Origin of the sequence: Kribbella sp. NPDC051587 (assembly GCF_044453945.1) — a bacterium.
In the GTDB taxonomy this organism is placed as follows: domain Bacteria; phylum Actinomycetota; class Actinomycetes; order Propionibacteriales; family Kribbellaceae; genus Kribbella.
Genome location: NZ_JBITDE010000001.1, coordinates 881416 through 899723, shown reverse-complemented (window position 1 = coordinate 899723; position 18308 = coordinate 881416). Strand labels below are relative to the sequence as shown.

Annotated in this window: 10 protein-coding genes; 7 read left to right on the top strand and 3 right to left on the bottom strand. The window is 65.4% G+C overall.

The window, feature by feature from the left end; translation table 11 throughout:
• The first annotated feature begins 175 nt into the window (after positions 1-175).
• Positions 176-9457 carry a LamG-like jellyroll fold domain-containing protein gene (locus ACIA49_RS04310; protein ID WP_396375656.1) on the top strand — a complete coding sequence of 3094 codons (9282 nt, stop codon included), beginning with the start codon at positions 176-178 and terminating at the stop codon, positions 9455-9457.
• Positions 9457-10173, top strand: coding sequence for an Imm52 family immunity protein (locus tag ACIA49_RS04305; RefSeq protein ID WP_396375655.1), 717 nt, complete (start codon positions 9457-9459; stop codon positions 10171-10173). Before ACIA49_RS04310 ends, ACIA49_RS04305 begins: the two co-directional genes overlap by 1 nt.
• A 221-nt stretch (positions 10174-10394) precedes the next feature.
• Here the strand turns inward: ACIA49_RS04305 and ACIA49_RS04300 are convergent, their stop codons facing one another.
• Positions 10395-11195, bottom strand: coding sequence for an alpha/beta fold hydrolase (locus ACIA49_RS04300; protein ID WP_396375654.1), 801 nt, complete (start codon positions 11193-11195; stop codon positions 10395-10397).
• A 72-nt stretch (positions 11196-11267) separates the two neighbouring features.
• On the opposite strand from ACIA49_RS04300, the gene ACIA49_RS04295 reads away from it, so the two are divergent.
• The 4 genes from ACIA49_RS04295 (at position 11268) to ACIA49_RS04280 (ending at position 16386) form a co-directional block, all read left to right on the top strand.
• Positions 11268-12263, top strand: coding sequence for an HNH endonuclease (locus ACIA49_RS04295; RefSeq protein WP_396375653.1), 996 nt, complete (start codon positions 11268-11270; stop codon positions 12261-12263).
• On the top strand, positions 12263-12823 hold the full coding sequence (locus tag ACIA49_RS04290; RefSeq protein ID WP_396375652.1) for a suppressor of fused domain protein: 561 nt from the start codon (positions 12263-12265) through the stop codon (positions 12821-12823). Before ACIA49_RS04295 ends, ACIA49_RS04290 begins: the two co-directional genes overlap by 1 nt.
• 801 nt (positions 12824-13624) lie before the next feature.
• On the top strand, positions 13625-15253 hold the full coding sequence (gene pruA / locus ACIA49_RS04285; RefSeq protein WP_396375650.1) for an L-glutamate gamma-semialdehyde dehydrogenase: 1629 nt from the start codon (positions 13625-13627) through the stop codon (positions 15251-15253).
• 77 nt (positions 15254-15330) lie between these two features.
• Positions 15331-16386, top strand: a complete 1056-nt coding sequence (locus ACIA49_RS04280; protein WP_396375649.1) for a hypothetical protein — start codon at positions 15331-15333, stop codon at positions 16384-16386.
• A gap of 42 nt (positions 16387-16428) precedes the next feature.
• Here ACIA49_RS04280 and ACIA49_RS04275 read toward each other — a convergent pair whose 3' ends face one another.
• Complete coding sequence (locus ACIA49_RS04275) at positions 16429-17061, bottom strand: TetR/AcrR family transcriptional regulator (protein WP_396375648.1); 633 nt, start codon at positions 17059-17061, stop codon at positions 16429-16431.
• A gap of 139 nt (positions 17062-17200) precedes the next feature.
• On the opposite strand from ACIA49_RS04275, the gene ACIA49_RS04270 reads away from it, so the two are divergent.
• Positions 17201-18067, top strand: coding sequence for an esterase/lipase family protein (locus ACIA49_RS04270; RefSeq protein WP_396375646.1), 867 nt, complete (start codon positions 17201-17203; stop codon positions 18065-18067).
• A gap of 4 nt (positions 18068-18071) precedes the next feature.
• On the opposite strand, the gene ACIA49_RS04265 is transcribed toward ACIA49_RS04270, so the two are convergent.
• Positions 18072-18257 (bottom strand): hypothetical protein, encoded by a 186-nt coding sequence (locus ACIA49_RS04265; protein ID WP_391546671.1) that lies wholly within the window; start codon positions 18255-18257, stop codon positions 18072-18074.
• Positions 18258-18308: the final 51 nt, after the last annotated feature.

Here is an 18308-nt window from a genome sequence, read left to right as displayed (position 1 = left end):
TCAGTCACCAAGAGCGATCAGATCGCAGCGATCTTGTCAAGAGTCTCTGCAGCTTGCTGCAATTTCTGTAACGCGACTCGTTCGCGTCGCGATGTCGGGGGTGCTGGCCGCCCTCGGTGAATGTCCCGTCGCCAAGGTTGTTCCGTCCCTGGCCGGCGTGAGGCGGGGTTGTCCTATGTCTGTCCTGAATCGCTCTCGGCGTGTTCGCAAGCGGCGTCTCCGGATTGCACAGGCTGTGGCGATCGGTGTCGCGCTGGCGGTGCCGTTGGCGGGGATCGGGCCGGCCGCGCCGATCACGGTAGCCGCAGCGGCTGAGCCGCCGGTTCCGCCGGCTGCCATGTCGGGCAAGGGCGAGGCTTCGGCACCCAAGCAGCAAGTCGGGACGGGAAAGCTGCCACCGGTGGTGCCGGGGGCGAACAAGGTGAAGCCGCCGTCGTTGCGATCGATGTTCCCGACGGTGGAGGAGAAGCCGACGGACGCGGCGAGCGCCCAGCCGGCACCGAGGGCCGTAGCTGCCCTTCCGCCGCAGCAGCAGGCGCCAGTCAAGGGCTTCGACGCAAAGACCAGCCATGAGCTAACGAACAAGCGCGACCGCTTCACGCAGACCTTCGCGAATGCGGACAGCACCGAAACGACCGTCACGTCACCGGCGCCGCTGAACTTCCAGAAGGCGGACGGCAGTTGGGCGCAGATCAACGCGAACCTGCAGCCGGCGGATCCGGGCGGCTGGGAGACGATCTCGACCGAGGTCTATTCGTGGCTGGCACCCCAGGCTGACGCTGATCCGGTCGCGCGCATCGACCTGGGTGGGGACCGCAGCATCGGATGGGGCGTCTCCGGAGCGACCGGCGTACCGGGCCAGATGTCCGGCAACAAGGTGACCTACCCGGGGTTCATGCCGAACGCCGACCTCGAGCTGGAGTCGCAGCCGCGGGGGATCAAGGAGACCGTGGTCCTCACGTCGGCTGCTGCCGCGAGGTCGTTCACCTTCCCGCTGACCCTGACCAATCTGACCGCCAAGCTGCAAGGCCACGAGATCGTCCTGTCCGACGCGGACGGCGTCGAGCGCGCTCGAATTCCGGCGGGCACCATGGAGGACTCGAACACGACTGAGGTTCGGGCGACCTCGAACGCTGTGACCTTCGAACTCGTTCAGGTGAACGGCCGCCAGGCGCTCAAGGTGACCGCTGACGATGCCTGGCTCGACGACCCGGCCCGCGTGTACCCGGTCCGCATCGACCCGACCGTGATCCCGACCGATCGCGCCGAGGCGGGTAGGGCGGTGAGCGTTGGGCTGAACGGTGCGGTCAGCGGCTCGGACGAGCTACAGATCGGCTGCCGTCCGCCGGCTGGTGGCGCGAACTGCTCCTCGACCTCAGGCTGGAACGCGTACAGCGCGCTCCTGGACTTCCCGATCCTCGAGAAGACGCCGTTCATGTACGACACGATCGTGGCTGCCTCGCTCGAGGTCTACAACTACCAGGCCGACACCTGTGCGGCTCGTGATCTCGATGTGTACGGCGTGACCGAGAACTGGCGGACGACGCCGCTGCCGGACCTCAAGTACCCGGGCCCGGCGACTGGCAAGTCGGTCCTCGCCGCCAAGGGATTCTCCCGTGGATATGTCTCGGGAACCACCGGTACGACGGCCTGTGCGCCGCGCTACGAGGCGCTCCCGTTCAACGCGTCCGGTGTCTCCTGGCTGCAGGGCATCGTGGATGACCGGATCTCGAACTACGGGTTCGCGTTGTTCGCCCGGCAACGAGCCGACAAGTACTCCTGGAAGAAGCTCGTCGGCATCGACAAGGCCAACCCGCCGAAGTTGGCGATCACGCACTCGCCGTACCACGCGGCGTACGCGTTCCGGGCGCAGAAGCCGGCTGACTACGTCACGCAGGACGAGGACGGCAAGTTCCCGATGACGATCACCAACCTTGGTGGTCGCACCTGGATCCCCAGCGACGACTACATGAGCTACCGGGTCTTCAAGAACGGTCAGGCCGTGAGCGTGAACCAACTCCAGACTCCGGTCACGGCAAGCGTTCCGCACGGCGGCAAGATCAATCTGGATGTGAACGTCGGGCGGCTGGCCGGTACCCAGGCCGGTGTCGACTATCAGATCGAGTTCTCGATGGTGCACCGAGATACGACCGTACGGCGCTGGTACACCGACTGGGGCGTTCGCCCCGCTGCACGGCTGATCACAGTGAAGAACGTCCGGCCGGTGGTCGACGTCGACCAGGTCTGGCCGCTCAACGGAGCACAGGCCTACACCCTGACTCCGCCGTTGTGGGCCGGAGGCATCGACCCGGACCAGCCCGAGACCACGTTGAAGTACAAGTTCCGCGTGTGTGAGGTCGTCGGCACGAACACCCAGGTCGGCTGTTTCGACAGTGGTGCCTACACGACGATGAAGGGCTGGGTCGTCCCAGCGGGCAAGCTGGGCTGGAATCGTGAGTACCAGTGGACGGTTTCGGTCCAGGACAACGACGGCGCCGTCACGACCGGGCCGCCCGTCACGCTGTTCACCGACGTTCCGCAGCCGTCGATCACCTCGCACATCGCGAGCAACGACGGGAAGTCGCAGGACAAGCCGTACGACCCGGCCGTCGGCAACTACACCGCATCCGCGCTGGACATCGTCGTACCGGTGGCTGGTCCCGAGCTCAACGTAGCCCGGACATACAACAGCTTGGACCCGCGGCGGGACGGGGCGTTCGGCGCGGGGTGGTCGAGCCGTTACGACATGCGGTTGGTGAACGAGGACACGCAGAACGTGTTGATCACCTATCCGGACGGACGGCAGGTTCGGTTCGGCAAGAACGCCGATGGCACGTACGCCGCCCCGCGGGGAACCAAGACAATCCTGACCGCGACCTCGGCGACCGGTCCGTGGACGCTGCAGATCGCGGCCGGCATGAAGTACGAGTTCGCGGCCGGTACCGGCAAGCTGAGCAAGATCTACAAGACGCTGGGCAAGCCGCTGACCCTGACTTACCGCGCCAACGGCACGCTGGAGACGGCGGCCAGCCAGGACGGCGCCGGCCGGAAGCTGACGTTCACCTGGACCAGCGACAACAAGCACGTCGCGTCGGTGAGCACGCAGCCGGTCGGCGGCACGCCGCTGACCTGGACCTACGAGTATGCCGGTGACGTGCTGACGAAGTCGTGCAACGCCGAGCAGAAATGCACGACGTACGGATCGCAGACCGGCTCGCATTACCGAAGCACGGTGATGGACAGCAACCCGGATGGCTACTTCCGCCTCGCAGACGACGGCGGTGACAACAACGCGACCAATGAAATCGACATGACCGGCAAGGGCGATTTCGGCACCTACGCGGGTGTCGAGTTCAGCCAGGACAGCCCGCTGGCGGGTGTCGGCGCTGCGGACAAGTCGGTCAAGTTCAACGGCACAGCGAGCGTGGGCCTGCCGAACGGCCTGGCCACCAAGAGCCGGGACGAGACCATCGAGATGTGGTTCAAGACCCCAGGCGGTACGACGGGGCAGCCGCTGATCGGTTACCAGGTTGGCAAGCTCGGTACGTCGACCACGGGTGGCATGCCGGTCCTGTACGTCGGGAGCGACGGCAAGCTGCGTGGTCAGTTCTGGCACGGGTCCGCCGCACCAATGAGCTCGACCACCACGGTCAACGACAACCAGTGGCACCACGTCGTACTGAGTGCGATGGGGAGCAAGCAGAACCTGTACCTGGACGGGGTGGCCCAGCAGACGCTGACGCAGAGCATCGTCGATCACTCCCGGATGCCGGTGAACCAGATCGGTGCGGCCGTAGCTGCGGCACCGGGTTCGTGGCCGGGCTACGGGAGTACTGCTGCGACGAAGTTCAACGGTCAGATCGACGAGGTCGCGATCTACTCGCACCCATTGAGCTTCAGGGACGTGCAGACCCACTACCAGCAGGGTCGGAGCACGGCTGACCAGCTGACGTCGATCACTTCTGCCGGTGGGCGGACGACCGCGGAGGTCGAGTACAACCCGGCGTCGGATCGCGTCCAGAAGTACATCGACCAGGACGGTGGCGACTGGACGATCAGCGATCCCGCGGTCATCGGCACCGACAAGGACCTGCGTCGGACGGTTGAGGTCGTCGGCCCGGGCAGGACGTCGTACATGTACGAGTACGACGCGCTCGGTGGCTGGCTGCTGAGGACCGGAAGGCCGCTGGGTGAGACCACACACAAACCGTGGGACGCGGACAGCACGCCCGACTGGGCCGACGGCAGCGGTTACGGCATTCGTAGCTACACCCACGACAAGACCGGCCAGCTGACGAAGGTCACCAGCGAGTCCGGTGGTGAGGTCTCGATGACGTACGACGCGCGCGGCAACGTGGCGTCGACGAAGACCTGCCGTGGTCTCGGCGGGACGGACTGCCGGACGGAGTACAGCGCCTACCACTCGCTCGCCACGTGGCCCCCACTCGATCCGCGCTGGGACAAGCTGTACCAGTTCCGCGACGGGCGTTCGGCGAGTGCAACGGACAACACCTACGTGCGCACCCAGACGTTGACAGTCAACGGCGACGTGACGCGCGAGGTCAGGCCGGACGGCGGCCAGACGGACTACACCTACACCGACGGCACCGAGGCCAGTCCGGACGGTAAGACGATGCCGCCGGGGTTGCTGAAGCTGGTGCGGGTCAAGGTCAGCAGCACCCTGAACTCCGATACTCAGTACGCGTACGACGGTAACGGCCAGCTGGCTCAGTTGACCGCCCCTTCGGGGCTCGTCACGAAGTACACCTATGACGAGATCGGCCGCAAGAAGACCGAGACGCAGGTGTCAGACACCTATCCGGCCGGCGTCACCACGACGTACACGTACGACAAGATGTCGCGGATCACCTCGGTGACCGGCCCGGTCACCACGGATGCCGTGACCGGTGAGCAGCATCAGCAGAAGGCCGAGCTGTCGTACGACGATGACGGCAACGTCGTGCAGACGACTGCACGGGATCTGAAGACGGCGGACGAGCCCCGCGTCGCGACGCTCGAGTACGACGACCGGAACCGGGTCTCTCGCACGATCGATGCTGACGGCAAGGAATCGCAGCAGGGATACGACGCGTCGGGTAACCGGACCTGGTCCGAAGATGCCAACGGCAACCGGTTCGAGTACAAGTTCAGCGATCTGAACATGCCGACCGAGGTCTGGGACATGAACCAGCCGGTCGACCCGAACAATCCGCCGGTGGATGAGCCGCGCGAGGGAGTGGACTACAAGGTCCGCTCCAAGACGCAGTACGACACCGCCGGGCGCAAGGTCGCCGACGTCGATGCGATGGGTCGCGTGGTGTCGTACACCTACAACGCGGACGACTCGCTGAAGAACCGGAAGCTGGTCGGCTTCCACGACCCGGATGGAACGACGCGCGACGTCGTCCTCGAGGACAACACCTACGACAACGCCGGGAACCGGACCAAGTCCGTCACCGACAACGGCAAGACGACCACGACGTACACGATCAATGCCGTTGGGCGGGTGTCGGCCGAGATCACCGACCCGACCGGGCTGAAGCGGAAGTCCACCTCCACCTACGACCTCGCGGGCAACGTAACTCGTCAAGAGACCACCGGTGAATGGTCGAACGCGGACATCGCCGGCCCGACGGCCGTGACCGAGGCGACCTCGTTCGTCTTCGACGCGGCGGGCCGCCGGGTCTCGCAGACCGTCGAGAACGCCAGCGGGAACTTGCAAACCTCCTGGACCTATGACCAGCGCGGGCTGGCGACTTCGACGACCTCGCCTCGAGGCAACGTCTCCGGCGCGGTGAAGGCGGACTTCACGAGTGTCTCCAGCTACGACGAGCTCGGGCGGCTGGTCAAGACGGTTGCGCCGAAGGTCAAGGCCGAGTCCAACGGCGGAGCGCCCGCTGACGTCCAGCCGACCGCAACGGTCGGGTACGGCGCCTTCGGGCAGGCCACGTCGTCGAAGGATGCCCTGGGCAACGTGGTGAAGTCATCGTTCGACAAGCTCGGACGACAGATCGAGGTCTCGGCGCCGTCGTACACGCCTCCGGGAGGATCGGCGCTGACTCCGAAGACGACGTTCAGCTATGACGCCGTCGGCAACGTGCTGCAGCAGATCGACGAACGCGGCAACGCCACCCGCTTCACGTACAACGCACTGAACCAGCAGGTCCAGGTCGATGCGCCAGGCAAGACGAATGACGAGCGCGTCATCAGCAAGATGACCTACACACCGAACGGTGATGTCGAGTCGACGACCGACCCGCTCGGCGCAGTGACTCGTTTGACGTACGACGACCTCGACCGAGTGGTGACGTCGACCGCCGTCGAGCGGAAGCCGACCGTGGCGAACTTCGTCACGCGGCTGACGTACGACGACATGGACAACGTGGTGAAGGCGCAGACGCCGTCCGGCGCCACTGCGATCAGCGCCTACGACACCCTGGGCCAGCTCACCCAGACGACCGACCCGAACAACGTCGTCACCCGCTACGGCTACGACTACGCGGGTCGCCAGGTCCGGTCGTCGGACGCCCTGGGACGCAGCAGCGTCGCCGCCTACGACAAGGCCGGCCAACTGATCACGTCCAAGACGCTGAACGCTTCGAACGCAGCACTCGGTACGACGACGCTCGCGTACGACGCCGACGGCAACCTGAAGTCGTCGACACCGGCCTCGGGGAACCGGCCAACGACCTACACGTATGACGCTCTGGGTCGGCTGACGGCTCAGGCCGACCCGGTCAACGCGACCGACTCCATCAACATCTCCTACGGGTACGACGCCGCCGGCAACCGCACCCGCTACACCGACGGGCGGGGCAACTCGACCGTCTACACCCTCAACACCCTCGGTCTGCCCGAGAAGGTCATCGAGCCGTCGACGACCGCTCATCCGGCAGTGGCCGATCGCACCTGGACGGCGTCGTACGACGCGGCCGGTAACGCGGTCTCACTGCTGTCGCCCGGTGGCGTCGTACGGAATCGGACTTTCGATGCCGCCGGCCGCCTCGCCAAGGAAGAAGGCACCGGCGCCGAGGCCTCAACCGCTACCCGCGACCTGACCTACGACCTCGTCGGCCGAGTAGCGACCACCAGCGCCCTCGACGGCGTCAACACCTACACCTACAACGACCGCGGCATGCTCCTGCGCGCCGACGGCCCCTCCGGTACCTCAACCCACGGCTACAACCCAGACGGCCAGCTCACCCAACGCATCGACGCCGCGGGCACCGCCGACTTCACCTACACCAACGGCCGCCCGGCCACCGTGACCGACCCTGTCACGCGCACGGCGCAGACCCTCGGCTACAACGCCGCCGGCCAACTCTCCACCATCGACTACGGCTCCTCCCGCATCCGCACCATCGACTACGACGCCTACGGCCGGATGAACTCAGACGTCCTGAAAGCCGGTACGACGTCGGTCTCGTCGATCCTCTACGGCTACGACCCCGACAACAACGTCACGTCGAAGAAGACCACCGGCGTAGCCGGCGCAGGCGACAACACCTACACCTACGACCAACTGGGCCGCCTGACCACCTGGACCAAGGGCACCACCACCACGCCGTACAGCTGGGACGCCGCCAGTAACCGGGTCAAGGCGGGCACCAAGCTGGCGACGTACGACGAACGCAACCGCCTCCTGAACGACGGCACCTCGACGTACACCTACTCGCCCCGCGGCGCCCTGCTCTCCAAGGCCACCACCGAAGGCGGCACCACAACCACCGAAGCCTTCACCTTCGACGCCTTCGACCGCATGATCCGCACCGCCGACCGAGACTTCACCTACGACGCCCTGGACCGCCCGGTGCAGGCGGGAACCGCCCGCATGCGCTATGCCGGCTTCTCCGACGAGGTAGTCACCGACGGCACCCAGTCCTTCGGCCGCTCAGCTTCCGACGGACTCCTCTCTGTCGGCTACGAAACCACCAAACGCCTAGTCATCTCCGACCGCCACGGCGACGCCATAGCCGGCTTCGACCCCACCGACACAACCCTGTCCGCCGGCCTCCCCGACACCCGCACCTACGACCCCTTCGGCAACTCCACCAGCGCCACCGGCCTCAAATACCGCATCGGCTACCAAGGCGACTGGACCGACCCCCGCTCCGGCGACGTAAACCAAGGCGCCCGCTGGTACGACCCCAGCACCGCCACCTTCAACTCCCGAGACACCACCTCCTACGCCGCCGGCGTAGCCTCCTCCCTCCCCAACCTCTACGCCTACGCCTCCGCAAACCCCCTAACCCTCAACGACCCCGACGGCCACCGCCCAACCGATCCAGAAGGCGGAGAGCTCAAGCGAGTCTGTAACTGGAAGTGGGAGGTAGTCGGAGACGGCCACCAGTGGGTCTTCCACTGTCACTACGAGGGCAAAGACCCCGGCGATGGCAAGGGCAAGGGAAAGGACAAGGGCAAGGGTGACGACGGCGACGGCGGCGACGGCGGTGACGGCGGTGATGGTGATGGTGATGGTGATGGCGGTAGGGGCGACGGCGGAGGTGGCCGTAAGCCGCAAAAAACCTGCAACACCCCGGCCTGCCTAGCACAGAAAGCGCGCGACAAGATCGAGCGCGACGCCAAGGAAGACCCGAAGGATCCCCCCGGGAATCCCGCCTGTACCAACGGCAACACGTCCCTCTGTCCGCGCGCCACAAACCAGCCCACCACGGTCATCGGGCACAAGGACGACCTCACCGGTGAGACCGGCGATTACGCAAATGCCCTCTACCAGCAAACGCTCAGCCGTACCGGCTCTGTGGTCGGTACCGTCGCCAGCACCGGTTCCTACAACTGGTTCAGCATGGGCATGCTCCCCGGGAGCAACCCGTTGGGCCTCGAACATGGTGGCGGTGGCGGATTCGGCCCGGCTCCGAGTGGCACCGGCATCCCGCTAGGCACTGGCGGCGGCATCGGTATCGGCGGTGGCATCGCGATCGGTGGCGCCGCAGGCATCGGCGTCCTTCTCTCCCAAGACCAAACCGGCGGCGGAAACTTCTACGACGATCTGCTGACCGGCGGGGGTGGAACAGCACAGCCTCCGAATGACCGCTGCCCCGAGGAGCTGAAGTGCCATGAGGAGCAGGGTGGCCCTGGTAGCTGGGAGGACGTCAAAGAATCTATGTCCGATCGGGCCGCGGCCTATCAGGAACGTGTTACCGGCGTTCCTCGGGGTTCGGGATATAATGTCCGGGGTGTAAAGTTCGACGGGTACAAGAATGGGACCCTTCTGGATGCCAAGGGGCCCGGCTACGCAAAATTTGTCAAGAACGGTGAATTTCGGGACTGGTATTCTGGGGCGGATGATCTCGTTGCGCAGGCGCAGCGGCAGATAAACGCTGCCGGTGGCACTCCGATTACATGGAATGTTGCCGAGGAGAAGGCAGCAGAGGCGATGCAAAGGCTCTTCTCTAATCGTGGAATCTCTGGCATCAATATTGTTGTCGTTCCTTGATGAGCGGAGGAATTGAAGTGGCGGAACGCTTCTTGGTGGGGTCCTACTGGGGAAGTCGGCCGGAGACGGTAGGCGATTGCGCGAGCCGTCTTTCGAGTTGTCTCCGGGGTCTAGCGGCGGTAGACGAGGCATTCTCTTCGTGGTTTGCGAAAGGGAAGTCAAAAAAGTCCGCCGGCGTCCCTGCGGCCATTGATCAGACATCCCTTGAACGCCTGCTGGCTCGTGGAGCTAATCGCAACGGCGGCGATGATGAGGAGATCCCGGAGCTTGGCTTCAATGCGGCACTGTGGAATGCTCGTCGTGATTCCGCGTCGTGGAGCACCACCTGCGGTGCGAAACCGGCATCTCGAACGTTGATGAATAGCTTCGTGCTCAATCTCCCGGCCGTCGGAAGCGAGGACGGAATTAGGCTGCATCGGCCTGCGGTCCTACGTGAGATACTGCAAGTAATTGTAGAGGCCTGGCGCCCGGACTGGGCGTCGCTAACGAATTACGCGATTTCCAGTGCGCAGTCGGCGACTCCTGGTCGGCCGATCCTTGGTCCGTTGACCTATCTTCGGGGGCCGGTCGACGAACCGTTGATGACCGTGGCGGGCAAAAAAGTTAGCGTCGAAGATATGGTGGAGGGTGTATTTATAGCGGTCGCGGAAGATCCACTGTCTGTAGATATTCCCGATCTGGTGCATGTAGCTGCGCAGGTGCTGACGAACGCGTAATGAATCCCTGATGGGATACTGCGGTCTGCGGGTCTGTTCTCGCGGAGAGATTGAGTGGGCGGTTGCCGGGTCGGTAACGCGGACGTTGAATATGGGTGAGGTTGGGGTTTCGGCGTACCGGCGGTGGGCGGTGGCGCTTCCTGTTCAGCGGCCGTTCCGGATCCGCCGTCCAGTCCCGGGTGACGACGACGAGGGTGGAGATCCTGGGCGCCAAGTTCGGGCTACGAAGCCCGCTCGGCAGACTTCAGTAGGCGGGCGTTTCGCTGGGGCTGGATACTCGCCGGAGAGAGCGTGGGTTGCTTCGGGCCAGAGTTCGGTTTCGTTGTGGGGATTAAGGGTTGGGTTCGGCGGGCGGCTTCGAGGGGGTTATGGACGACGCTTCGGCCGCCTAGGAGGGCTAGGACGGGGACCTGGAGGCTGCGGAGTAGGTCGTCGCGGCCGTATTCGGGCATGGGGAGGGCCATGCGGTAGGTGCGCATGCCGGTGGTGAGGAGGCGGGCGATGGGTTGGGTCATGTCGGGGTCGCCGGAGACCCAGCCCAGGAAGCGGTTGCCGAGGGTGTCGGGCAGGCCGGGGAGGAGGGAGAAGCCGCCGAGGAGGAACTTTTTGGAGAAGCGGGCCAGGACGTGGGCCGGTTCGATGAGGGCGGCGGTGGCTACGCGGGTGGGGGTGTGGAGGGCTTGGTTGAAGGTGAGCCAGCCGCCGCCGGAGACGCCGGCGAGGTGGGCGCGCTCCACACCGAGAGCATCCAGTACCGCGGTCAGCCATAGAGCTTGGTCGGCGGAGGTCTTGATAGGTAGCGTTTGGATGCTGCGGCCGGGTTCGCCGAGGGAGTCGATGGCGTAGACGGTGTGGTGGGCCGCTAGGGCGGGGATGTTGGGTTCCCACATGGCGGAGGTCGCGCCGCGGCCGTGCAGCAGCACGAAGGGCGTGCCGGACGCTGAGCCGAAGCGGTAGACGCGGACCTGCCCGTACGTCGTTGCCACGTCGCGCGTCTCGCGTTCACCCGGGATCGCGGCCATCGCTTCGTCGTACAGCGAGAGGTACGACGACTGGGCTTGCGCGCTATCGGCCGTTTCGTCAGCCTCGACCCCGTGCTGGACCCCAACGACCCTCAGCAGATGCTCGGCTACACCTACGCCAACGACAACCCCGTCTCCGGCTCAGACCCCACGGGCCTGATCAACGCCTCGGACGGCGACGGTGGCGGCGGCTACACCGACGACGATGTAGATGTCCTTTACCCCTCCGGTGGAGCGAACGACAACCCCAACCCCTTGGGTCCCAACGGTGGTTACGGCGGCGGTCACGGCGGCGGTAACGACGACGGCGGCAGCAACCACCCGCAGAAGAAAAAGCACTGGTGGCAGAAGGCCACTGATCACGCGCGTCAGTGGGCCGATGAACATGCCGCGGATATTGGCAATGGTATTGCGATTGGTGTCGCGGTCGTCGGTACTGTCGCATTCTGTGCCGGTACCGCAGGGGTCGGATGTGTCATTGTTGCCGGTGCTGTGATGGGTGCGGCAGGTGCAAGTCTGGGGTACAGCACGCGGATAGCGCTTAGTGAGTCCGAGTCATTCGACACAGCAACCTATGCCAAGGAAGTCGTCGTTGGCGGGGCGACTGGCGCAGCTACTGGTGCCGCGGGAGTCGGGCTGAGCGTTGCGGTACCCAAAGTCGTCGGGGCCGTCGGAAAGATGCTAACGGGTAAGGCCGCGGCCAGCCCTGAACCTGCGGCATCGGAAGCAGCGGCAGAAATTCCCAAGTACGCTCGCAAATTATATACCCGATTCACCCCGAAGGCGCGCACTGATGCGCTGGCGAAGGCACCCACGTGTCCCTACTGTGGAAAGGCCGACTCCACGCAGGCCGATCACATCACGTCGCTCAAGACGGACTGGGAGAGTGGCGGGTGGGAGGACAGTAGGGTGGTCCGTTCGACGCGGGTCAACAGTCCCGATAACCTGATTGGTGCTTGCCAGCCATGTAACGGCAGCAAGTCGTCGAAGGTGATTGGTCCTGGTGAAGGCCAGTGGTGGCCGTCGGGATGGCCTGCTGGTGTCTGGTGGCCCTTTGGAGGTCCGTAATGGATGTGGTGGATGCGGTTCGCGAGGCTCATGAGGCGCGATGGGGAGAGCCTTCGCGGCGCGCCGTATTTCGTGCTGCCGCCGGAACTATCGAAATCTACAAGTGGGACGCCGCCTCCAATTCGGAGGAAGTGGATTTCTATACGACAATCGGAGGAAGTGCGTTCGATATGCCCCTCGGTAATGAGGGGCATCGGGTGGAATATTATGTTGGATTCAATCCTGGATGCGACGCGGTGGCCTCCTCGCTTGCAGCGCTCGGTCTGTACGGAGCTCAGACGGGTGAAAGTATCGATCACGGCCACACGATTCCGTCTGACGGACCCCTGTGGCCCGGAACCGACATGGATACGTGGTTGATTTTACGCCCGGAAGAGGCGACTCTTCCGGTCATCTATCTGGCCGACGGGATTCACGTCGAATTCTTGCAGGCTGTGCCGATATTTGAAGCGGAGCGCAAATTCAAGATTGCGCACGGACTGGATTCTCTGATGGATCTCTGGGAAAGGAGTCTGGTGCCGTTCTGGAACCCGGGCCGCAATCCGGAGCCGCGAATCTAACCTGTCTGGTGGGTATATAGGGCCGAAGAGACGTTAGTGAGCTATTGACGGAGTGCGGGTGCTCGTGCCCCGGGCGTGCCATGGTTGTTGGTGGCCCGCCACTGAGGGGATCGCCGTAGTTGTCCGATGAGAGGCTATAAAGGCTTCTGGTTGCGCAGGCCGTGATGGCACAATCGGTGGACACAGGAAGCGACCGCTGTTACCTCCACTTGTGGCGGGCGTTCGCGGTCCGGTGGGAACTCGAGTACCCCAACCTACGCTTGGATGGCGCGTCGGCTAACGCGATCCATCAGGGGACTGCTCGGTGTGCCAGTTGCAGCCACGGGACCAAGCGGCACGATTCGAGGCGTGGGGATGGATCCACGTTCCGTCCACGGAAGTACGGCGAGGTGGCCGCGCGGCTGCACTGCTCGAAGGCAGTGGGGCCGTCCTGACTGATATCGGGGATGCCGAGGGTCGTGACGCGCTTCGAATTAGATCCGCTCGGGGTTTGGGGCCCCTCATGTTGGGGATGGGGCTTGCGGGGGCCCAGGAGGCTATGGCGGTCTGGGTTTGGCAGAGGACGTTTTGGGTGGGTTGACTCCGGGGCTCATGGTGCGGGATGCGCAGCTTTCGATTGATGTCTTTGCGCAGCGAGAGGTACGACTACTGGGCTTGCGCACTTGTGAAATGTCCTATGCCGGTCACGTAAAAGAACGTACGCGACGTCATACCTGTCAGGTTCGTGGTACTCGGTTGGACATGGCACCATGAAGTGGCCAGCTGTGATCCAGTAGAGCCGACCGAGGAGCGCCGTACCCGATGGATGCCGTCACCGCAGTCCCGACCCCTGTGAACGAGCCGGTGAAGGGCTATGCGCCCGGTTCGGCGGAGCGGGTGAGCCTGGAGGCGAAGCTCAAGGAGTTCAACGCCGCGGGCGCGATCGATCTGACCTGCACGATCGGTGGCGAGCAGCGGCTCGGCGGTGGCGCCTCGATCGAGGTCGTTCAGCCGCACAAGCATGCCCATGTTCTTGGCAACCTGGGCAACGCGACCGAGGCCGACGGCGAGGCCGCGGTGGACGCGGCGCTGGCGGCGGCGCCGAGCTGGCGGGCACTGAGCTTCGACGACCGGGCGGCGATCTTCCTGAAGGCGGCCGACCTGCTGGCCGGGCCGTGGCGGGACACGCTGAACGCGGCGACCATGCTGGGGCAGAGCAAGACGGTGCAGCAGGCCGAGATCGATGCGGCGTGTGAGTTCATCGACTTCCTGCGCTTCAACGTGGCGTTCGCGCGCAACATCATCAACGACCAGCCGATCTCGAGCCCGGGGATCTGGAACCGGGTCGACTACCGGCCGCTCGAGGGCTTCGTCTACGCGATCACGCCGTTCAACTTCACCGCGATCGCCGGCAACCTGCCGACCGCGCCGGCGCTGATGGGCAACACGGTCGTGTGGAAGCCGTCGCCGACGCAGCAGTTCGCGGCGCACTGGACGATGCGGCTGTTCGAGGCCGCGGGCCTGCCGGCCGGTGTGATCAACCTGGTCACCGGTGACGGCATCGAGGTCAGCAAGGCCGCGCTGACCCACCCGGACCTGGCCGGGATCCACTTCACCGGGTCGACCAAGACGTTCCAGTCGCTGTGGGGGACGGTCGGCACGAACATCGCGTCGTACAAGACCTACCCGCGGCTCGTCGGTGAGACCGGCGGTAAGGACTTCATCCTCGCGCACCCGTCGGCCGACCCCGCCGTACTGAAGACCGCGATGGTGCGCGGTGCCTTCGAGTACCAGGGCCAGAAGTGCTCGGCGGCCAGCCGGTCCTACGTGCCGCGCTCGGTCTGGAACCTGATCAAGGACGACATCGTCGCCGAGACCGAGTCCTTGACCATGGGTGACGTCAGCGACCTGTCGAACTTCATCGGTGCCGTGATCGACGACCGCGCGTTCGCCAAGCACAAGGCCGCGCTGGACCGGGCCGCGGCGACCGACGCACTGCAGGTCGTTGCCGGTGGCACCTATGACGACTCCGAGGGCTACTTCGTCCGGCCGACACTGGTCGTCTCCGACGACCCGACCGACGAGATCTTCACGACCGAGTACTTCGGCCCGATCCTCGGCGTGCACGTGTACGACGACGCCGACTACGCCGCGGTGATGAAGGGCATGGAGAACTCCGCGCCGTACGGGCTGACCGGTGCGATCATCGCGCAGGACCGGCACGCGGTCGCCGAGGCGGCCGACTACCTGCGGTTCGCGGCGGGCAACTTCTACGTCAACGACAAGCCGACCGGCGCGGTCGTCGGTCAGCAGCCGTTCGGTGGCGCTCGCGCCTCGGGCACCAACGACAAGGCCGGCTCGATGTGGAACCTGATCCGCTGGGCCTCTCCGCGGTCGATGAAGGAGACCTTCGCCCCGCCGACCGACTACCGCTACCCGCACCAGGGCTGACCCTGGATCCCCTCAGGGATCACCCGGGATTGACGCTGCAGCGGGAGCGGTCCGGCCCGCTGTAGCGTTTCACCGGTATGCATGAGACCGATCTGCACCTCGATCCCAACGAAGCCTCTGACCTGTGCCGCGTCTTCGGCCCCGACGAGCTGGTACGGCGGGGTTGGGAGCGAGCCTTCGTGACCGTCCTGGACGAGGCGACCGCGGAGAACGCGATCGCTCTGCTCGCGCACGCCGCGGGTGCGCCGCTCGACGAGGGCTGGACGGCGGTTCGGATACCGGCCGATGCCGGAGTGCACAACGGCCGGACCGAGGACGCTGAGGCTTGCGCGTCCCGCGACGGGTACGTGTATCTGGTCGGCTCCCAGTTCGGGAAGAAGCGCGGCCCGCTCTCCGCGAAGCGATCCTGGATCGCCCGCGTCAGTGAGGCGTCCATCGCGAAAGCGCTCGACGACGGTACGCCGGCCGAGCTCGAGGTGGTCCGGATGCGGTTCGGCCTGCACCGCGCGATCAACGACGCGCTCGAGGGCCTCGATCTGATCCCACTCGGCCCGCTCGGTCAGGCGTCGTACGTCGATGCCACGATCACCAAGGGGGAGACCAAGAGCTGGCGGGGGAGTGTCGCCCCGACGGATCATCCGGTCAACATCGAGGCCGCCGAGTTCGCGGCCGACGGCAAACTGCTGCTCGGCCTGCGCTACCCGGTCACCGCGGACGGCCACCCGATCGTGGTCGAGCTCGAGAACGTCGACGAACTGTTCGCCGACCCGAACGCCGTACCGCGATGCCGACGAGTCTGGGTCCTCAACGACGTCGGTACGGCGGATGCCCCGGCCGGTCTGCGCGCACTCGACACCCGCGACGGGGTGGAGTTCGACGCGATCATCGGTGACCTGGACGCGATCGGCAAGTCTGCCACCGTGCTCGCCGATCAACCCGAAGGCGCGGTCGCCGACTCCGAGCACATCCGCTTCGAGCTCTCCGGCGACTCGGGCCCGGTCGGTACCAAGACCCTGCACCACTTCGGCGACATCCGCCGGGTCGAAGGCGTCGCGGTCGACCACGAGGGCCACGCCCACTACGTCATCGACGAGGAAGGCCACGTAGCCCTCCGCACCCTCGTCTTCGAGTAACGTCCGAAAACACGCCGACCACGTACTGCGGTTCTTCGGACGCTATTTGGTGAGGCCGCGGCGGACGGTGATGTAGAAGGTGGTCAGGTCGTCGATGAGGGACTCGATCTGCTGCTGGTTGTCGAGGTCGGCGTCCAGCAGCCAGTCGGAGATCAGGTCGAACATGCCGCCGACCAGGCCGATCGCCACCCCGTGCCGGACGACGCGCAGCTCCTCGGTCGGCGGTCCGTCGTACGCGTCCCAGAGCTTCTCGAGGAAGCCGGCCGCCCAGCGGCGGTTGGAGCGGCGTTCGCGCTCGACGCTCTCCGAGATCCCGGACGCCATCCCGAAGGTGACGCGGGTGACCCGCGGATCGTCGACCAGGGCGTGCACGAAGGTCGCGAGCAGTCGCGGCGCCTCCTGCCGCTCGTTGCCCGTGGCCTGCCGGGCGGCCTCCACCATCCGCTCCTCGAGGCGGTCCGAGGTCCGCCGCAGGACGGCGACGTAGCACTCCTCGCGGCTCGTGAACAGCTCGTAGAAGCTCTTGGTGCCGATGTACGCCGTCGTGCAGATCTGCTCGATCGACGTCGCGAGATACCCGTTGGCCGCGAACAGCTTGAGCGCGGCGTCGAGCAGCTGCTCGCGCCGCTCGGCGCGCCGCTGCTCGGCGTCCAGTCCCCGAATGGTCCGACTCATGCGCTGGACGTTACCCCCGCTCCAGGTTTGGTAACCAGGTGAACCGGTTTTGAATACGAGCTCTTGTTAATAACCCGAGTTCATGCTCAACTCTGGGTTACCCGCCGGTTACCGAACGATACGTCACGGGGAGCCTCCAATGTCCAATCGCCTTCGAAGAGCTCTGACGGCTCTTCTGGCGGGCGCTGTGGTGACAACCGCCCTGGTTACCACGACGCCCGCCAACGCTGCACCGGCCGCAGGGTTCGACAACTGGTCCTGCAAGCCGTCGGCCGCGCATCCCAACCCGCTGGTCCTGCTGCACGGTCTGGGCGGCAACGGTCCTGGGAACTACTCCTACCTCGGTCCGTACCTGGCTGGGAAGGGCTACTGCGCGTTCACCTTGACCTATGGCCAGGCCAGCCCGGTCATCCCGGTCGGCGGCACCATTCCGATCGACGAGTCGGCCGCCCAGATCAAGGCCTTCGTGCAGCGCGTCCTGACGGCCACCGGCGCCGCCAAGGTCGACATCGTCGGCCACTCCGAAGGCGCGCTGCAGAGCATCTACGGCCCCAAGATCCTCGGGTACGCCGGTCAGGTGGGCAAGGTGGTCGCCTTGGCACCGCCGACCCACGGCACGACCTTCGGCGGTCTGGTGAGCGTCGGAGATTACCTGGGCCTGCGGACGGCGGTCGATCAGGTACTGCGGGAGTTCGGCTGCCCGGCGTGTGACGAGCTGATCGTCGGTGGCTCCGCCATCGCGAAGCTGACGGCCGGCCCGATCGCTCAGCCCGGCGTCAAGTACACGGTGATCGCCAGCCGGTTCGACGCTCTGGTGACGCCGCACGAGACGTCGTTCATCCGTGAGCCCGGTGTCACCAACAAGTTCGTCCAGGACACCTGCGCGCTCGACCCGGTCGGGCACGTCGGACTGGCCTTTGACCCGACGGTCGCCCAACTGGTGGCGAACGCACTCGACCCCGCACACGCCAAGAGCGTCGTGTGCGCCTTCGGTCCGCCACTCTGACGGTCTAGGCGGAGCGGCTGAGCTCCTGCAGTGGTGGGTCGACGAGCAGTGCGTACCCGCAGGCCACGCAGATCAGCTCGGCCGTTTCGTCGTGGTCGTGATCAACGGCGTCGACGCGCTCGAACGGCATCGTGCCCGCGCAGATCACGCAGTACTGGGCGGTGTCGGCGTACAGCTGTAACTTCCGCATCCAGGCTCACCTCCAGGGAGCACTCACTCCACAGCGTGCCACTGCCGGATC